The organism is Listeria grandensis (assembly GCF_014322885.1).
Lineage (GTDB): Bacteria > Bacillota > Bacilli > Lactobacillales > Listeriaceae > Listeria_A > Listeria_A grandensis.
On record NZ_JAASUG010000009.1, the window covers coordinates 13,518 to 31,207 of the forward strand.

Below are 17,690 nucleotides of genomic sequence, written 5' to 3' on the forward strand. Positions count from 1 at the left end.
CCGAATTTCTCTCGCATCTTCAGCCAATTAGAATAAGTTTTACCTAATTCTTATTCTATCGCATTTCGCCCTAAATTTGTTTAGTTCTTTTGGTTCTATTTTAATAAGGGAAAACATGGAGACAAGAAATGAGTCGGGTAGGTCACTTAAGTAACATCAATCAATTGCACATATTTTCACAAAAGAACGTATAATGGATGTTACATGCATTAAAATAGGTATTAAGGCTCTTTTTGCTGTTTTTTCTTTGCACGTAGATCTCGGAAAAAGTTGGTCAAGATGGCTCCACATTCATCGGCTAGGATTCCTGGTTCGATTTCACATTGATGATTGAAACGTGAATCTTGGAGCAGGTTCATGAGCGTTCCTGCTGTGCCGGCTTTTGGATCAGCGGCTCCGTAGTAGACTTTGGCAATGCGGGAGAGCAGAATTGCGCCGCTGCACATTGGACAAGGCTCAAGCGTGACGTAAAGTTCCGCACCTTCTAATCGCCAAGCATCTTGATTTTTGCAGGCGTCTTGAATCGCTAGAATTTCGGCGTGCGTGATGGCGTTTTTGGTCGTTTCACGGAGATTATGCGCGCGTCCGATGATTTCGCCGTTAAGCACGACAACCGCGCCGATTGGAACTTCTCCTTTTTCACGTGCTTTTTCGGCTTCTATTAAGGCCTCACGCATGTAGATTTCTTTTTGCATTGGTGGATGACTCCCTCTTTTTGAATTCTTTTACATTTTAGCATAGCGACAGCATGCACGCCTTTTATTTGCTTTGAGATAACCGATATAGTACCATGTATTAGTATCAGGTGATAAAGATGCTGAAGGCGCTCGTTCAGCCCTGACAGAATTTGTTAGAGGGCGCTGAACAAGATCTCAAAGACACCCCACCCGCCTAACCACCATCCATGGAAGAACACAAAACTAACCTAAAACCAAGGAGATGTTATCAAATGAAATCAGAAAATTTAATTGCCCCTGAATTTTATAATATTACGGATGAGATTGCACAGTTTGACTCGGAGAAGGCGGCGCTGATTTGGCAAAATGAGGCTGGAGATGTGAAGGAATGGTCGTATCATCATTTGTTGGAAGCGGCGAACCGTTTTGCGAATGTAATCAAGCATGCTGGGATTGAGAAAGGCGATCACGTGATTGTGATGATGCCGCGATTGCTTGAGACGTATGCGGTTTATATGGGGCTTTGGCTGACGGGCGCGATTATTATTCCTGCCTCTGAGCTTTTGAAGGCGCATGATTTAGAGTATCGGATTCATCATGCGAACGTGAAAGCGGTCATTGCGGACGCGAGTTGTATGGCGGAGTTTGATAAGATTGTGGACGCGCCAAGTGTCGTGACGCGGATTGTTGTTGGGGCGGACGGCGCGCTTGATGGTTGGCAGAATTATGGGCGGTTGGTTGACGCGGCGTCGACGGAATTTGAAAAAGTGGCGACGCGCAAAGATGATCCGTGTTTGCTGGCCTTCACGTCAGGCACGACGGGAAATCCGAAGGGCGTGGTGCACGTGCATGGTTGGGGTTACGCGCATATTCGGATTGCTGCGGACCACTGGCTAGATATTCGCGAGGATGACCTCGTTTGGGCAACGGCTGGACCCGGCTGGCAAAAGTGGGTTTGGTCGCCGTTCTTGTCTGTCCTTGGTAAAGGCGCGACGGGATTCATTTATAATGGGCGTTTTCGTCCCGCGAAGCAGTTGGAACTTTTGCAAGATAAGCAAGTGAATGTGCTTTGTTGTACGCCAACGGAATACCGTTTGATGGCAAAGGCGGATCATTTGGATGCGTATGATTTGAGTCATTTGCGCAGCGCCGTTTCTGCTGGTGAGCCGCTAAACCGCGAAGTGATCAGCGTTTTCCAAGACAATTTTGATATTAAAGTTCGCGATGGTTATGGCCAGACCGAGAGTACGCTCCTGATTGGGACGCTTGTCGATTTTCCGATTCGTCCGGGCTCGATGGGCAAGCCGATTATGCCGGAGTACATGGCGATTATTGATGAAAATGGGCAGCCTGTTGGTGTCGGCGAAATTGGTGATATCGCGATGCGCAAGGATTTCCCAGCGCTGTTCCAGGAATATTACAAAGAACCTGAGCGTCTGGAAAAGGCGATTCGTGGCGATTATTTCGTGTCCGGCGACCGCGCCTATCGTGATGAGGACGATTATTACTGGTTCCAAGGCCGGAATGACGATATTATTATTAGTTCGGGATATACGATTGGGCCGTTTGAGGTGGAAGATGCGTTGACACACCATCCGAGCGTGAGGGAAGTGGCTGTTGTGGCGAGTCCTGACGAGATTCGCGGTACGGTTGTGAAGGCGTTCATCGTTTTAAAAGACGGTTTTGTTGGGGACATCGCGCTTGTGAAAGAGTTGCAGAACTTCACGAAAGAACACACCGCACCGTATAAATATCCACGACGCATTGAATTTGTTGAAAGTTTACCAAAAACCGATTCCGGAAAAGTTCGCCGAGTAGCCCTGCGCGATGCAGAATTCGCGAAAATCTCACAATAATCGTTGCCAAATCCCGCAAAATTGGGTACAATCATTCCAAGTAACTTGCTTTTGAGAGAGGGAATGGTATAGATGGAAACACGGTTTATAGAGGCCACCCAAACACACGATTTGCGCCACCGCGTGCTAATTCCAGATCACCCAGTGGAGGCGCTTGTCTATCCGGGAGATGAGGATCGGGCGACGTTTCATGTCGGGGTATTTGATGACGACGGGAAGCTGGTTGCGATTGGGAGTTTTTACGAAGAAACAGACAGCCATTTTGAAGGTGAAAAACAGTACCGATTACGCGGCATGGCGAGCGATTCCAATGCACGATTGCGCGGACTTGGAAAAGCTGTGATTGTGTTTGCCGAGGAAGAACTGGCGCGACGTAACGTGGATTTACTTTGGTGTAACGCACGCGTAATTGCGACTGGATTTTATGAAAAAATGGGATTCTATTCGGTTGGAGACGAGTTCGTGATTCCGAAGATCGGCGGGCATTATCGGATGGGGAAGGATTATAAATGAAGATTAGTTATTAAACGCAATAGAACCCCCAGTCTCCAGCCAGAGATTAGGGGTTCTTTTAGGATGTTTTTTCAACGCCATTATTAAATAGAGTGTCCTTATTGGGGCATAAAACCCGTTAAAGAATCTACAATATTAAGCAGTCTATCTGAAATATTTACAAGCGCATTTAGTATAAAAATCTGGATTATTAAGAACGCTACCATGCAAATAATAATGGCAATTTTGAAATACAAATCATTTTTATTCATGAGTTTTTCTCCCTTTTTATTAATTACCTATCTATATACAACCTAATACGGAAATTTATATTTATCGTAATCATACAACACAACAACCGTTACTGTATCATTTGCGTAATCAATTCCAAAACCTATCTTTTGATTTGTGTTAGAGTCCTGGAATTCAACCATGTCACCATATATCTCCGTACTTTTCTTTCTATAGTTAGTCCCATATTCCAGCTTAACATCCGCAAAGCTACTGCCGATACCGAGTCCTTTTTTTGTCGTAAAATTTTGCCCATCAATCTTGTCCCTTAGCTCCATGCAAACAATTTTTTTAGTTTTGGCGTCCGTTGTCACAATAAAACTATCTTTATCATCGAAATAATATATATTTCCTTCATCCTCGTTCGCAATTGCAAATTCAGGATAGTAATGTCTAATATGCGATTCATCCATTCTGATAGTTAGTTTTCCGATCCCCTCGTTTTTTAGCGAAGTGTCCTCAATAGGCCATACATTTTTTATCCATAAAACACCCACGTAGACCAGTAAACCTGTTAACAAGATTCCAGTAATCAATAATATTTTTTTTAGCATTTTTCACCTTCCTAATGTGCATGGTATGTCTTACCGTGACCAATTAGACCACTACATTTTCCATTTTTGGATTTATCTTCCCAAGCGCAATATCTATATTTAGCTGGCCCATAATCTTTTAAACATTGTACATGCCATACAAGTGCTCGGTCACAGTCACTCCATAAAAAATTCCTAGCAGCCATTACTGCATTTTCTGACTTCAGATAATATTTATTGTTTCCCCAAGGTCCATTAAATCTATTACAGGTTATCCGTGCGCCCTTACTATAAGATTTTACTACCTTCTCAAATTTAAATTTACTAGCTGGTGCTAAAGGAATTATCATAAATTTATCAGCATGTGCTTTATTTATCTTTTCGGTTTCATGTCCATTTTCCTCATCCATCCTGTTAATAAGTGTGTCTAAATTTATTTCCTCTACCAAGCTTACCTTTTTTTGCTCTCCTTTTTCAACAATTACTTTCTTTGCTTCCTCGTTTATCTCTGCTTCGATACTTACTGGGTTAGTATCATAGTTTGGTGAAGAGACGGTTACCTCTCCTTCTCCAGTTCTTACACTAATTTTAGTAGATACCTCACCATTCTCATCCGTTATGTAAGTAAGCCCATTGATGTTGACTGTTTCATCAGCATAACGTACATCTTTATACATATAATTAAGCTCTTTGTTCCATTTCCAGCCATCATTAAGATATAAATCGATTAGATCGTCTGGAGCATTATCTGGCATAGAATATTCCAACCTTTTTATATTTTCGACTACCAAATTATCTGTAGAGGTATCAGTACTCTTTGGTATCTCATCTGCAAATACATGGAGTGAGCTCAATGTCACTCCAGTTAATAAAAATACTACGATGCATAAACTAACTTTTATTTTCCTCATTATTCACTTCTCCCTTTAAGTCTATTTTACTACTTTCTATTGATGGTTATTGTATTCCCTCGATCATTTCCAACCCCATGCTCATTATTACACTAACGAACGAAAAAAAATATTATGCTTTCACTCGTTACACTTTACTCTACAAGCACTGCAAATCCTCACATAAAGTTAATACGAATTATTAAGCATCACTCTTCTCAACTCCCTTTGTACGTATCTCCCCTTATTTTAGCCGAACACAAATAAATAGTCAAAATATTTAATCATTTAGTATAAAAAGATACTTAATAAAAAATATAGGCCAAAAACGTCATAAATACGCTGATGCCCTATACTTCAGAAATTACGATTAGCAGTATTAAATAAATTGCTAGTTTTAAATTGCCCTGTCTAATACCTAAAAATGTATAAAAAATTAACTTCCCTATAAAGTATCGAATATAATTTTTATACTTTTTTTAATATCTAACTCACCCATTTAAATAACTGAAGCAATTTCATAATTCAAAAGCGTTGCCTCCCAATGATTTTCAGAGATAGAAAAAATGCTACCTCCCCATTCCAGCACTCGAAATTTCATAAAATAACTAATTTTAAATTTATAAAACCTTGTTCATAAGCCATTCCAAAACTATATGGATTATTATTTTTGCGAAAAAATGAGGACTTATGAAATTGATTCACTAATAAAATCACTGCCTAATCAATTACATCCATTGGTAAAGGTAGATCGAGAGCAAAGTAAATTTTAGGAGTATATCCATTATCTTTTGTAAATGAATACCAATCTATTATCTTAAGCTTAAGCAAAATTGAGTTAAATTTCAAAAGATCCAAATTTTTATTTCGCACACCTTCATATACGTAAGTCACCTTTTGATCTATCAACCATAGTACACACGATGTTTTGCATTCCATAATCTCACCTAGTTGTTTTTTCGTTAAGTTAGGATATTTCTTCACATCATCGTATTTTTTTCTATCGTTGTATTTCAAAAGCTCATCTCGCACCTTAAACTCATTACTGTTAGATAATACTTGCATCGATAATAGCGATTGCTCGAAACTATATAATGCCATTGATGTTCCTGTCCCTCTCTTTATTGCGAGTAACTCTTTGCTATTCCGATTAAATATATCAGCCACTTCTATATATGTTCCATGGGTATTTATATTACGTTTATGGAGTTTCACCATATGAGATATTCCAGCCAACGCTTCTATATAACCACCTTCACCAGCGTATTCACCAGACTCGTCACTTTCATATTGACAACTATATTCATCATTATAGTCTATTATGTCATTGATTTCTTTCATTTTTTCTTCAACTAAGCTATAGAAACGATTATTGAAGTGTCCCCACATACCGTTGTCTAACAAGTATACTTTATCTCCCATTTGCAATTCGCAAAAAACAATTTTTTTAAATGGTACATCCTTAGTTATACAATCTTCCTCATCGAATACACTGAATTTCAATTTGGATATATCATTGATTAAATCGCTATACTTAATTATATACTCTTTTAGCTGATCACCATCAATAGATATCTCCTCCTCAGTCTCCTTCTTCGAACCAGTTACATAGGCAGTTAATTTTTTATCGCTTTCTAACATTATTATTCTATTACCCAACAATTGGATTTTACTAATACTAAAGGAAATAGATATGTTATCATCAATTTTTTTTATCATACCAAGCAGCTGCGTATCCAAAGTAGTATTCAACGGATCTTTCTTATTTATTTTTATTAATCTTGGTATGGATGATATATTACCTTTTAATGATAATGCAATATCGATTTGCCCAAATAAATCTATAAACTCATCTTCTTGCTCATCCCCTTTGTTCAAGCTATATTCCCTAGCAAATGTAATCCCTGTTCCGCAGGTTAGGTTGCTGCCAAAAATGCTTTCTGATCTAGGTTTTCCACTTACACTAAAATAACTTTCACTAGCTTGTGGAAATTCAGTTTGATTCTGTTTATAATTTGTCACACCTTTCATTTTATTTCTTTGTATATAGCTTACACCTTTTAAAGAAATATCTTTATCAAGTATAGTTTTTTCAGCAAAATTCAACCCAAAATTCATATCTGCTAACTTTTCAACTGTCCAATATGCTCGACCTTGCGGGAGTAAGTATATATTTTTCATTGTCTGTACAACAATAATTGCATTATACTGATCAGGAATCGTGTAATCCTCTAATTCTTCAGTATCAAAAAAATCTAATACTTCCTTCACCCATCCTGGGGCATTTTTTTCATGAATGTCCATATATAAAGTCATTCTAACTCCTTGTTCCTTCCAATACTTCTCTTGTCCCTTTTTCTTGTAATTATTATCTTCAAAAACAGACTCTATCCTTTCCAACGTCTCTTTAGCCTTATAAACCGTTAGCTTCATCATACCCTCATTTCTTGGCTGCTTAATCAAAAATATATCAAATAAAATTATAAAAGCCAGTTTTTATGTTAATTTAATTTCTATACACAATAATCAATCATTTTGAGTTGAACTAATATGGAGCATAAAACAAGATTTATTCCATGCACCATATACACTAATTCATATTATCTCAACTCATCCACCAATGGTACAACATTCTCATCCAACTGCTGCTTCCATTGTTGTTTCATTGCCTTCTTAACGCTAAGTTTTACCGCCTCAGGGTGCGCCACCTTATACTCTTCAAAACGAAGGCTCTTGCTTATTCTTCCCTGATTTGGCACCTGATCTTCCCCCGACACATACTGTATCGCAGATGAATATAACTCATCCTTAGATACAAACCATTCCTCTGCAAAATTATGAAGCGCCTCCTCACGTGCATGTGTGAAATAACGTCGTTTCACCGCAAGAATGTCTTCTTCCTCGTCAACTTCTTTCGTATCGATGGCATTCAGGATTTCATGATAAATCTCTTTCACATTTTCCGATTTCTTCATTTTTTGCAAGGCTTTCTCAATTTCTTCGCGAAGGTCTTTATCGTTCGCCGAGTAATTTCCAAGTAATCTGTCAATGTAGGTGGAATCAATATCATAAATCTTACTCGTATTATCTCCGTAGAATTCAATTTCTGAAAAATCACCGTCGATCTTCTCGTCACCATCTACAACAAGCGAACCTTTAATCGTATTGTAAACGCCCAAATACTCTTCTAACGTCTTCACTTGTTGTCGCAACGCTTCAGAATTCTCCATGTCATCATTGTACTCATCGTACGTGACCAACGCCACAAAAGCATTATTCAGCTCTTGGAATGATTTCACGAATTCTATGCGCTCCTCCATCGAGGAATGCTCGCTAATATCTGCTGAATTCGGAACGTTATTTTTCAGCATCTTATGGGCTTTTGTAAAGCGTTTCTTGGAATCATCGTACGTAGGATAAACTAAGTTCGTTTCTTCTTCTGACGTTTGTGAATACAGGCGAGTTGCATCCGCCACGTTTTTCTCCATTGTATACGGCTTACGGAAAGTCACGATAAGACCTTTTAACTTCTTAGGAAAAGTTCGATTCGTTCGTGAAAATGCTTGAATCAAATTCGCATAGCTTAAATTCCGGTCAACGAATAAAGTTTGAATCATCGGTGCATCAAAGCCTGTCAGCAAACGATCGACAACAATGACAAGATCAATCTGCTTCCCAATTTCTTTAAATTCACCCTTTTTACGCGCCAAACGATTATTAATATCGCTGTTATACAAATTAATCTGTTCCGATGACCATGATGTCCCGTAATAAGTATTGTACTCCTCTATCATTTGGGTCATTTCTTCCTGAATTACTTTGGCATTTTCCTCGTTTTCCTGCATGGAATACGTGATGGCAACCCGCGGGAAATCTAGATCCTCCATCACGCGCCCTTTACGAATTGGATGCTCTGAAAACTCATTCGTCATCCACTCCGGATCACGTGTCATCTCCTTAATCGCATGATAATAACGCTTCGCCATATCAATCGAACTCGTCGTCAAAATCGCGGACTTTTGCGGACGTCCATTTAAAAAGTCGAATTTCGTATACGCATTATCCGGTTTGAAAATTTTGTGTATCACTTTATCGATATGATCGTTACCACTCTCAAACGTTTTAGGTTCCAAATAGCTTTCCTTCTCAATTCCGCTCATTTCATCGACCATGGCACTAATTTCACTGTCATTTCTGTCGCTATATTTCTCCATATAACGAAGATTATCAAAAATATGACCGTGCAGTGAAATAGGATCAATCGTGTCCTCGTGCTCCACCTGAAAACCAAGAACGGCCCCATCATCCAACGCGTTCTTAATCGTATACGTATGCAATGTATCGCCATACTGATCATCCGTCGTCCGAGCCAATTGTCCCTGAGCCTGCTTTTTATTCTCTTGGAAAATCGGTGTACCCGTAAAGCCAAACCAAGTCGAATTAGGGAAAAACTTCTTGATAGACTGCATCCCTTCCGAACTCACCGCACGATGACATTCATCCACAACAAAAACAATATGCTGACCAAGTAGCTCCTCGTATTTCTTTTTGCCGTCTTCATCTTCTGCCTTTCGAGCAGATTCAAGCGCAGCTTCTAATTTTTGACGCGTCGTCACGATGACTGTGTTGAAATTTGTTTTCGATAAAAGCGCGTTCCCAAGTTGCTTCGAGTCTCCTGTCCCAATAATCAAGCTATTTGAGACTGCACGACCACTCGAATCACCCGTATTAAATTCCGATGCAAACTTCTTGAACTCCGTCGTTGTCTGGTCGTCAAGATCTTTCCGGTCAATCAACATAATCGTGCGATCAATCCCCGGTTTGCGAGCAAGTAACTTCGTCGAAACAAAGCTTGTAAGCGTTTTACCAGAACCTGTCGCGTGCCAAATATAACCCGATTTACGCTTCCCAGCAGACTTGTACAGCGCTTCGATCGCATGCACCTGATACGGATGTAAAACCATCAACGCGCGATTATTCTGCTCCTCACTCACAATCATATAATCCGCAATAAGACGATGCGCCTCTGGAATACTCAAAACCTGCTTCGAAAATTCGTACAAATTCTCGACCCTGTGATTATCCGTTGTCCGCCAGCTAAATACAAGTTTACGGTGCATACCTTGTGGCAATGCATTCGCAAAATAGCGCGTCGTTTGCTCATTCGAGATCACGAAAAGTTGCAGCGTGGAAAAGATGTTATTACGAAACATCCCTTCCTCTACATATTTTTTGATTTGGTTATACGCTTGGTAAACACCGTCTTTAGCGCTAACCTGTTTCAGCTCGATTTGAACGATTGGTAAACCGTTGATGAGAAGCGTCACGTCAAAACGGCGATCACGTCCATCGGTACTCGTCTTTTGTTTGGCAATTTGGTGTACCACTTCGTAGGAAGACATTCCGCCATTGATATCGTTAGAGTATAAAATAAGCGACATCGAACCTTTCGAAATATCGTCGCGGTTAATGCGAATACGAGAAATACCGTTCTCACCTTTCAGCCATTTCCCAGCGTAAAACGGCGTACGTGTGCGCGAGAGTAATTCTGTTTTGATATGTTCAAATTCATTTTTTGTGATTGGTGTATCTTTAATTTCAGACTGGTTATTTTGCGAAATTTTTTGGTATAAGTTGTCCCATAAATCTTCCTCTGATTTCAAATCTGGACGGTAGTTCCACTGGTTGTGCCCTTCCCCTAGCACCTCGATTAGACGCCGTTCTACTTCCGCTTCATCGTTATGTTTGATTTTTGTCATGGTTATTCCCCCGTTATTTGTTTTTTTATATGAACATTTTTTGTAGGAATGCTTTTTTGGTTTGTTTTAGTAAATCGAGTTCGCGTTGGTGGAGAGCGATTGTGTCGTCGAGTTGTTTGAAGAACTGGCCTATTTTTTGTTGTTCTTCTCGTAAAGGCACTAATAAACTTTGATTTTTTACCAAATCAGAATTAAGATTGACCTGGCTCCCTGGCTGTCCATATTTTCCCCACTCAGATCTGAACATTTCTAACCACTGAAACATAAACTCTTGTTCAAATAACGGATTAAGAAAGATTAAGAATCCATCATGAACACCTGTTTTCACATAATTTATGACTGGTTTTCCCACAGTAGCAGCAATACTCAAGAGCAAATGAGGCTCTATTAACACACGAGTTTTTCTTTGCCCTAATTGAGAAATTTTTTGTTCAATATAGTTTATCCTTCCATTTTGTGCCGTTACATCCGATATTCTTAACCATCCTACGTCTGACTTAGTATCAAACCATTTAGGATCTTGAATCGGTCGTGGCGATGCTCCTCTCACAATTTCTGCTATCCCCCCCAATTTACACTCTTTCCAAGCATAGGAAAACCCAGGAAAACGAAGTTCTGGAACTGACTCGCCTTCTTTTGGAAACATTTTTTGAAGGAATCCTTGTTTTGTTTGCTTTAAGTTGTCTAGCATGTGTTGCTGCAAAATTATATCCTCATCTAACCGTTTAAAGAAATCCCCTATCTCAGTCTGTTCTTTTACTGAGGGCAAGAATAAGCTATAAGATTCTAACACCTTGTAGTACAAACGTACTCGTGTCCCACCTTTTTTTTGCATATGTGAGAACTGAGTGAAACCGGCTGAATAATTTAAATTATTTAATACAAAGTTAATATTAGCTTCCTTATTAGTTGTAAAAACAGGGTATTCTTTACTAACAAGGATGGGTGTTCCCATAGTATTTTGATTAAAATGAAAAGTAGAATCATCTGACATATGACGATAAGTAATATAATATTCTGGAACAACATGAAATATCAAACTCTCATCTATACCGCTTCGTTTCCCATCAAAATATAGTGATTGTAAAAATAGTCCTCTTCTAGATGATGTCGCTATTGGATATTTATCGCCTTTTAAAAATTCATTGTGCTCCTCTAAAATATCTCCTAAACGACGATACCCCCAATTCACAGTAAACCCCGAAAATCGTATTTCTGGGAATCTCTCATTTCTCACAGTCAAACACCTCAATCGCACCCCTAATCCATGCCTCGTTCTCTTCGCCATACTCAAGAGAAGAAATCATATCCAACAAACTCTTCTCAAGCGCTTCTTTTTCTTTCCTAATTTCACGAATCGACGGACCAATTGCTGCCATATCTACTATTTCTTCTTCCTCAAATGTATCCACATACCGCGGAATATTCAAGTTATAGTCGTTTTTTACAATCTCATCAAACGTTGCAACATAAGCATATTTCTCAACACTTTCACGTTTTTTATACGCATCAATAACCTTCTCAATGTTTTCTACAGAAAGCTTGTTCTGGTTCCTTTTTTTCACAAACTCATCACTCGCATCAATAAACAGAACATCTCGCGTCGTCCGATTCTTCTTCAATATAATAACCGTCGTCGGAATCGAGGTACCGAAAAACATATTAGACGGCATCCCAATAATCGCGTCAATACTTCCATCTTCCAACAGTTTTTTACGAATAACGCCTTCAGCAGCACCACGGAAAAGCACGCCATGTGGTAATACAATCGCCATTGTCCCTGAATCTTTCAAATGGTAAAAACCGTGCAGCAAGAACGCAAAATCGGCTTTTGATTTCGGCGCTAATTTTCCGTAATTTTTAAAGCGAGAATCTGACATAAACGTATCATCCGCAGACCATTTCGCTGAGTAAGGTGGATTCATCAATACCGAATCGAACGTATATGGCTCATCGTCAGGCCAGTCTTTATTCAATGTATCCGCATTATTTAACCTCATATCCTCGTCTTCCACGCCATGCAATATCAAGTTCATTCTGGCTAGATTATACGTTGTGGTATTCAACTCTTGTCCATGATACTTCACACTATCTGGGTGATTAAGATAGTTTCGCACGTTCAACATTAAGGAACCCGACCCCATTGTCGGATCGTACACGCTAAACAGCTTCTTATCCTCTTGCCCGATAGCAACAATACGCGCCATCATAACCGACACTTCATGAGGCGTATAGAATTCCCCGGCTTTTTTCCCAGCATCCGATGCAAACTGATCAATCAAAAACTCGTACGCATCGCCAATCACATCGCTATTACGGCCTAACACATCCACATTGTTCAATTTCTTAATCACTTCGGTAATCGTAACGTTCCGCTGTTGATCATCCACGCCCAGTTTCCGTGAGTACAAATCAACATCGTCAAACAACCCAACAAATTGTGCATATGTACCATCCAAATTCACGAAAGCTTGATGCAAATCATTTAATTGGAACACATTATGTTTCGCTTTTTCCGCTAGCTCATTGAATAGATAATCCGGCTTAATCTCATAACCAAGCGTATCTATTAGTTCTTCGATTAAATCCTCTTTTACTTCATCATTTGCAAGGTATTCGCGGTATAATCCCGTTTGTTTTTCTCGCGTGTCGAATTTCTCCAACGGTTCACCGACTGCATCAACTACTTGCTCCAATAACTTATCCGATAAATACTTATAGAAAATCAGCCCTAGTAGATAATTCTTATACTCCGAAGCGTCCATCTTGCTCCGTAAATTGTCAGCTGCACTAAATAATGTTGCGTTTAATTCACTCATTTTAAATCTCCTTTTCCGATCGTATGTTTCTATTTTACCACGATTTTATTGAAATGAGCGATCTGTTTGAAACTAATCTCAATATACTTGCAATCTATCCATATGTAAAACTACCTATTCATCCATTAAGTATTCATAATCCTCGAACACCTCACTTTTCCCAACCACTGTAAACTTCGAAAAATCATGCCTAACTTCTCGATCCATCCGTTCAAATTTTCGCACCACAAATATTACTCTGTATGTTCCTCATAGAAACCCTCCAATATCTACCTTTATTATATGCAATCATTTTCTAGATGTACAGCATCAAGCAGGAGGCATCTGACCTCTGTACATACATTTCAAATGAAACATGTACGTTATTGTAATGCTTGTGCGAACAAAAAAAGAGAACTTATCCATGATGCCAACTTTGACAATCCTGAACAAACCTAATTAGAAAATCTATTAGCAATAAATTATTTAAAATATACCTGACTAAACTAATTTCATAACCTCGCTTCTAAATGCACGCCAAAAAAAGCTGCCCATACACTGAGCGACCCCCTTCATTTTATAATCCTCACCCGCTCCCTATCCAACTGCTTATTATTCGCATTATAAGCAATCAAATCCACCTTATCCGTGCTCTTATACCGAGTATGTCCTCCCACATAAAACTGGAACTTGCCATTCATAAAAGCACCGCCCAACTGTTTCGCGACACCATTCACAACTAAGCGAGCCCTCACAATTGGGCCACTGTAGGTTCCAGTCATACACTTGCTCCTATTCCGATAACCGTTCAGCTTCACAGTCCCACCGATCCTATTTAAAATCGCAGGATATTTGCCACTAAATTTGTTGCTTTCCATCTTCAATACCTTAATTTGAGGGACGACTGGTACTTTTTCACGTAGCAAACAGGCGTTTTTCGCGATAACGCTACCAGCACGAGGTTTTACTGTGTTTCCCGTAATTTGCACCGAATCCATTTCTGCTTGACCTTGCAAACTAAACAAATTTTGATAATTCGCGAGACCTTTCACAATGAATTGATTCGCTTGAATGGTCAGCTTTTTCACTCTACCGATCGGAATGGTGTCGTAGTTTGCGGGTGCCGTATCGGTATCTATTTTATTGTTCGAAAAATTGAGTTGTTGCACGGTATAGGCCGTATTGTTACGCCATGCAATAACCGCTGGACGCTGCTGTGTTTTTTCATTTTTGACGTTATTATTCGTTACTTCTACACTTTTTGTAGTACCGTTAATGGCGATAAATTTATTCAACACATTGTATGCGCGGTTATTCGTGATTTTGAAATGGCCACCAGAGAGGACGATCCCTTCATCAGGAGAATTGGTAGTTTTCGTTTTATTGAAGTCATTGTTGTAGATGTTCGCAACGGGGATATCCAGTAGGTATATGCTATTATCAATCACCGCGTTGAAAGCATTATTGTAGACGCTGAATTTGCTAATTTTATTGCCGTTTACGACGATAGCCTGGCTTACTTTGGTAAATTCATTATTGTAAATGGTATAGTTGTCGCCGGCATTTCCCTGAATTGTAATGCAGCGGTTGAGCTCGCTCAGGGCTCTGCCGTATTGGTAACCGTTATTGATAAAGCGATTATTGCGAATGGTGATATTCTTGCTATCCGTGAAGCAAATCGAACTGTCGACTGCGCGCCAACCATATGTTTTGGAGTAACCTGTGAAAAAGCAGTTTTCCACGACGATATTCGTATTTTGATAAAAATTAATCGCTCCCCTGCCGATCTGAGCCAAATCAAAGCTGATATTTTTGATGAAAATATTGTGGATACCAGCTTGATAGTGGAGCAAAGATGGCGTCTCTGAATTGCCGTAGCCTTTGAAATTCGCTTTAACAGAGGAACCTCCTGGTGCGCCTTGAATGCTGCATTTCACATTTCTAATTGGCTCATTTACGATGTAGGTAACTTCTTTTTTGCCTTTCAAAATGAGTGTCCCACTACCAGCTTGTTCGATGAGTGGCTTTAAATCAATAACACTAGCCGATTTTACAATTACGGAATTTCCCAAAATAACTAAGCAGAATACAGCTATTAATGAAACCACGCCTAATAAATATAGTTTTTTCAATGTCGCTCCCCCCTACATAATTCTATGAGCGTCATGATTGTATTTATTATTACTTATTTAGTTCCCCAAAAATGATATATGAAAACTACTGGTAATAATTTTGATTAGTTAGGAAGGATAAGCGTCGCGTACAAGACGAAAAAGCCACCCATCCCTGAGTGACCCCGATATTTCCCCAATAGCTTGCTGCACCGAGCCACTGCCGTCTTTTCCAGTTCTAACTGTTAGCATCAGATCTACCCTTTTATTATTTCCTCGTCGTACTCATTCACCCGCCGAACAATTTCGGCTAACCGTGGAATCAGGGATGGTCCTGGACATTGTGTCGTCTCCGCAGAATTTCCTTCCGCGCATTGATGCCCAACGATTCGCATTTTTCGATCGTATCGCGCGTTAATATCTTGGATTAGTAGCACAAGCGAATCGATCGTTTTCTCACTGACTTCCCAATCTGGCGCTTCCGTGACATTACAACATTCAATACCAATCGAATAAGAATTTGCCGCCCGTGCATGCCAAGCCCTGTGCTCTTCACCAACATAGACTCTTATTTCCCCGCTCGGTCCAATACCATAATGCGCCGAAGCCTCGCGTTCTCGCCATACCTCCGGAACCTCATCAAAATCCGTTTTCGCCATATGATGTACAACCACCGTCGTGATTTCTGCGCCTTCTCTGCTATTCCATCTTTCCTCACCAGGATTCACAAAGCTTTCAAACTCGTACGGAGTTGCTAACGGACTAATCGTGGACATACACTTCGCCTCATTTCTTTTTCTAAAAGTATAACACAAGAAAACCACTCTAAATCAGAGTGGCTCGCCTCATTACTTCTCTTCTCTTAATTTCCTGTTCCGTTCCGCCAATTCCACAAGATACACCTTCTCTTGCTTATCTGCTTTATAGAACATCAACGCAATCGCTGCAATCGCAAAGCCGACAATCGGAATCCAAATAAAGTTGAACTCAATCGCATGTAGCGCGCTCGTAGATTGCACTTTATTCGCTTGATAACCGCCCGCCGCTAAAATTCCCGCCGTCATCGCGCCACCAATTCCCATTCCAAATTTCGCGCCGAAGCTCGATGCGGAAGTCAGCAATCCTTGTGCTCTCACGCCACTTTTCCACTCGCCATAATCGACGGTATCTGCAAGCATAACCGACAGCAATCCAGAGATAAATCCAGTTCCAAACGCGTTAATCACAACGCCGACAATGATAATCGGCACGCTCAGGCTATACGCCCCAACGCCCATAATCACTTGTCCAATAATCGCCAAAACAAGTCCGCCAACCATCGTGTTTCGTTTGCCCAATCGTCCAGCCACAGCGGGCGTCATCAGCAACGTCAAAAGTGATCCAAACGCCAGCGCCATAATCATCGGCACCAAATCTTCACGTCCCAAATTATATTTGAAGAAGTAAATCGTCGTTTGGTTTTTCATCGTCATCGCCATCCAATAAATGAAGTTCATCAAAATCATGATCGCCCATGGCCAGTTGCGCTTAATCGCCTGAATGCTGTCTTTCACGCGCACAACTTTTTGCACGTTTTCAATCCGCTCTTTCGTGTTAAAGAACGTGTTCAGCAATAATACCACAGCCACGATGGAAAAAATCAAAATCGTGAGGAAAAACCCTTTTTGGTCGTCGCCTTTTCCGAGTGCTGCTACAATCGGCAAAGTGAATACGGTTACAATGATTTGTCCTAGCGTTCCACCAAATTGACGTATGGTTCCCAAAACCGTTCTTTCTTGCGGATTATTCGTCAAACTCGGCAAAATCGATGTGATCGGCAAGTTCACGCAAGAATATAAAATACCTACTAAAATATAAGTGATATAAGCCCATGCCAATTTTCCAGCGTCATCAAAGCCTGGTGTCGTAAAGGTTAACACGCACATGAGGCCAAATGGAATCGCGAACCACAGGAAAAATGGTCGACTTTTGCCCCAGCGTGTATTGGTCCGATCGATGAAAATCCCGATGATCGGTCCGTCGAAAGCATCGATCACGCGCGCGACTAGAAATAGCGTTCCAACTGCAGCCGCGCTTAGTCCGTAAACGTCTGTATAGAAAAACATTAAATAGGTCGAGATAACTTGAAATGCTAGATTACATGCGGTATCACTTAAACCATAACTAATTCTTTCTTTCCATGGCACCATCGCTTTCAATGGCTGTTCCGTCGATATTCTTCCTGTTGCTTCCATTAAATCTCCACCTTTTTTAGTAGTCGCCCATCTCGACGCAGAGATGGGC

The 17,690-nt window shown here is 40.2% G+C and carries 12 protein-coding genes; 2 read left to right on the top strand and 10 right to left on the bottom strand.

The annotated features are described in order from the left end of the window. Nucleotides 1-221: 221 nt before the first annotated feature. Complete coding sequence (gene tadA, locus HCJ54_RS12040) at nt 222-695, bottom strand: tRNA adenosine(34) deaminase TadA (RefSeq protein WP_187137820.1); 474 nt, start codon at nt 693-695, stop codon at nt 222-224. Nucleotides 696-949: 254 nt separating this feature from the next. On the opposite strand from tadA, the gene HCJ54_RS12045 reads away from it, so the two are divergent. After that, on the top strand, nt 950-2,533 hold the full coding sequence (locus HCJ54_RS12045) for an acetate--CoA ligase (protein WP_187137821.1): 1,584 nt from the start codon (nt 950-952) through the stop codon (nt 2,531-2,533). A gap of 72 nt (nt 2,534-2,605) precedes the next feature. Beyond that, complete coding sequence (locus tag HCJ54_RS12050) at nt 2,606-3,046, top strand: GNAT family N-acetyltransferase (RefSeq protein ID WP_187137822.1); 441 nt, start codon at nt 2,606-2,608, stop codon at nt 3,044-3,046. A gap of 293 nt (nt 3,047-3,339) precedes the next feature. On the opposite strand, the gene HCJ54_RS12055 is transcribed toward HCJ54_RS12050, so the two are convergent. From HCJ54_RS12055 to HCJ54_RS12095, 9 genes are all read right to left on the bottom strand, one after another. Beyond that, nucleotides 3,340-3,870 (bottom strand): hypothetical protein, encoded by a 531-nt coding sequence (locus tag HCJ54_RS12055; RefSeq protein WP_187137823.1) that lies wholly within the window; start codon nt 3,868-3,870, stop codon nt 3,340-3,342. A gap of 11 nt (nt 3,871-3,881) precedes the next feature. Beyond that, nucleotides 3,882-4,760, bottom strand: a complete 879-nt coding sequence (locus HCJ54_RS12060) for a hypothetical protein (RefSeq protein ID WP_187137824.1) — start codon at nt 4,758-4,760, stop codon at nt 3,882-3,884. Between the two features lie 699 nt (nt 4,761-5,459). Then, a complete protein-coding gene (locus tag HCJ54_RS12065; RefSeq protein ID WP_222713025.1) occupies nt 5,460-7,175 on the bottom strand; it encodes a DUF6119 family protein in 1,716 nt (571 codons plus the stop codon). A gap of 164 nt (nt 7,176-7,339) precedes the next feature. Continuing rightward, nucleotides 7,340-10,498: a type I restriction endonuclease subunit R gene (locus tag HCJ54_RS12070; RefSeq protein WP_187137825.1), complete on the bottom strand. Its 3,159-nt coding sequence runs from the start codon at nt 10,496-10,498 to the stop codon at nt 7,340-7,342. Nucleotides 10,499-10,523: 25 nt separating this feature from the next. Next, nucleotides 10,524-11,735, bottom strand: coding sequence for a restriction endonuclease subunit S (locus HCJ54_RS12075; protein ID WP_222713026.1), 1,212 nt, complete (start codon nt 11,733-11,735; stop codon nt 10,524-10,526). After that, entirely contained in the window at nt 11,725-13,317 is a 1,593-nt protein-coding gene (locus HCJ54_RS12080; protein WP_187137827.1) for a type I restriction-modification system subunit M, read from the bottom strand. The genes HCJ54_RS12075 and HCJ54_RS12080 overlap by 11 nt, the downstream gene beginning before the upstream one ends. 551 nt (nt 13,318-13,868) lie before the next feature. Beyond that, entirely contained in the window at nt 13,869-15,428 is a 1,560-nt protein-coding gene (locus HCJ54_RS12085) for a right-handed parallel beta-helix repeat-containing protein (protein ID WP_187137828.1), read from the bottom strand. Nucleotides 15,429-15,664: 236 nt separating this feature from the next. Further along, the gene (locus HCJ54_RS12090) at nt 15,665-16,183 is read right to left on the bottom strand and encodes a peptidoglycan recognition protein family protein (RefSeq protein WP_187137829.1); all 519 of its coding nucleotides are present in this window, start codon (nt 16,181-16,183) and stop codon (nt 15,665-15,667) included. Between the two features lie 72 nt (nt 16,184-16,255). After that, nucleotides 16,256-17,641, bottom strand: coding sequence for a glycoside-pentoside-hexuronide (GPH):cation symporter (locus tag HCJ54_RS12095; RefSeq protein WP_187137830.1), 1,386 nt, complete (start codon nt 17,639-17,641; stop codon nt 16,256-16,258). Nucleotides 17,642-17,690: the final 49 nt, after the last annotated feature.

Coding starts and splice junctions, on each gene's coding strand:
- HCJ54_RS12045 (WP_187137821.1), top strand. CDS start 950: ATGAAATCAGAAAATTTAATTGCCCCTGAATTTTATAATATTACGGAT.
- HCJ54_RS12055 (WP_187137823.1), bottom strand. CDS start 3,870: ATGCTAAAAAAAATATTATTGATTACTGGAATCTTGTTAACAGGTTTA.
- HCJ54_RS12095 (WP_187137830.1), bottom strand. CDS start 17,641: ATGGAAGCAACAGGAAGAATATCGACGGAACAGCCATTGAAAGCGATG.
- HCJ54_RS12070 (WP_187137825.1), bottom strand. CDS start 10,498: ATGACAAAAATCAAACATAACGATGAAGCGGAAGTAGAACGGCGTCTA.
- tadA (WP_187137820.1), bottom strand. CDS start 695: ATGCAAAAAGAAATCTACATGCGTGAGGCCTTAATAGAAGCCGAAAAA.
- HCJ54_RS12065 (WP_222713025.1), bottom strand. CDS start 7,175: ATGATGAAGCTAACGGTTTATAAGGCTAAAGAGACGTTGGAAAGGATA.
- HCJ54_RS12060 (WP_187137824.1), bottom strand. CDS start 4,760: ATGAGGAAAATAAAAGTTAGTTTATGCATCGTAGTATTTTTATTAACT.
- HCJ54_RS12080 (WP_187137827.1), bottom strand. CDS start 13,317: ATGAGTGAATTAAACGCAACATTATTTAGTGCAGCTGACAATTTACGG.
- HCJ54_RS12050 (WP_187137822.1), top strand. CDS start 2,606: ATGGAAACACGGTTTATAGAGGCCACCCAAACACACGATTTGCGCCAC.
- HCJ54_RS12090 (WP_187137829.1), bottom strand. CDS start 16,183: ATGTCCACGATTAGTCCGTTAGCAACTCCGTACGAGTTTGAAAGCTTT.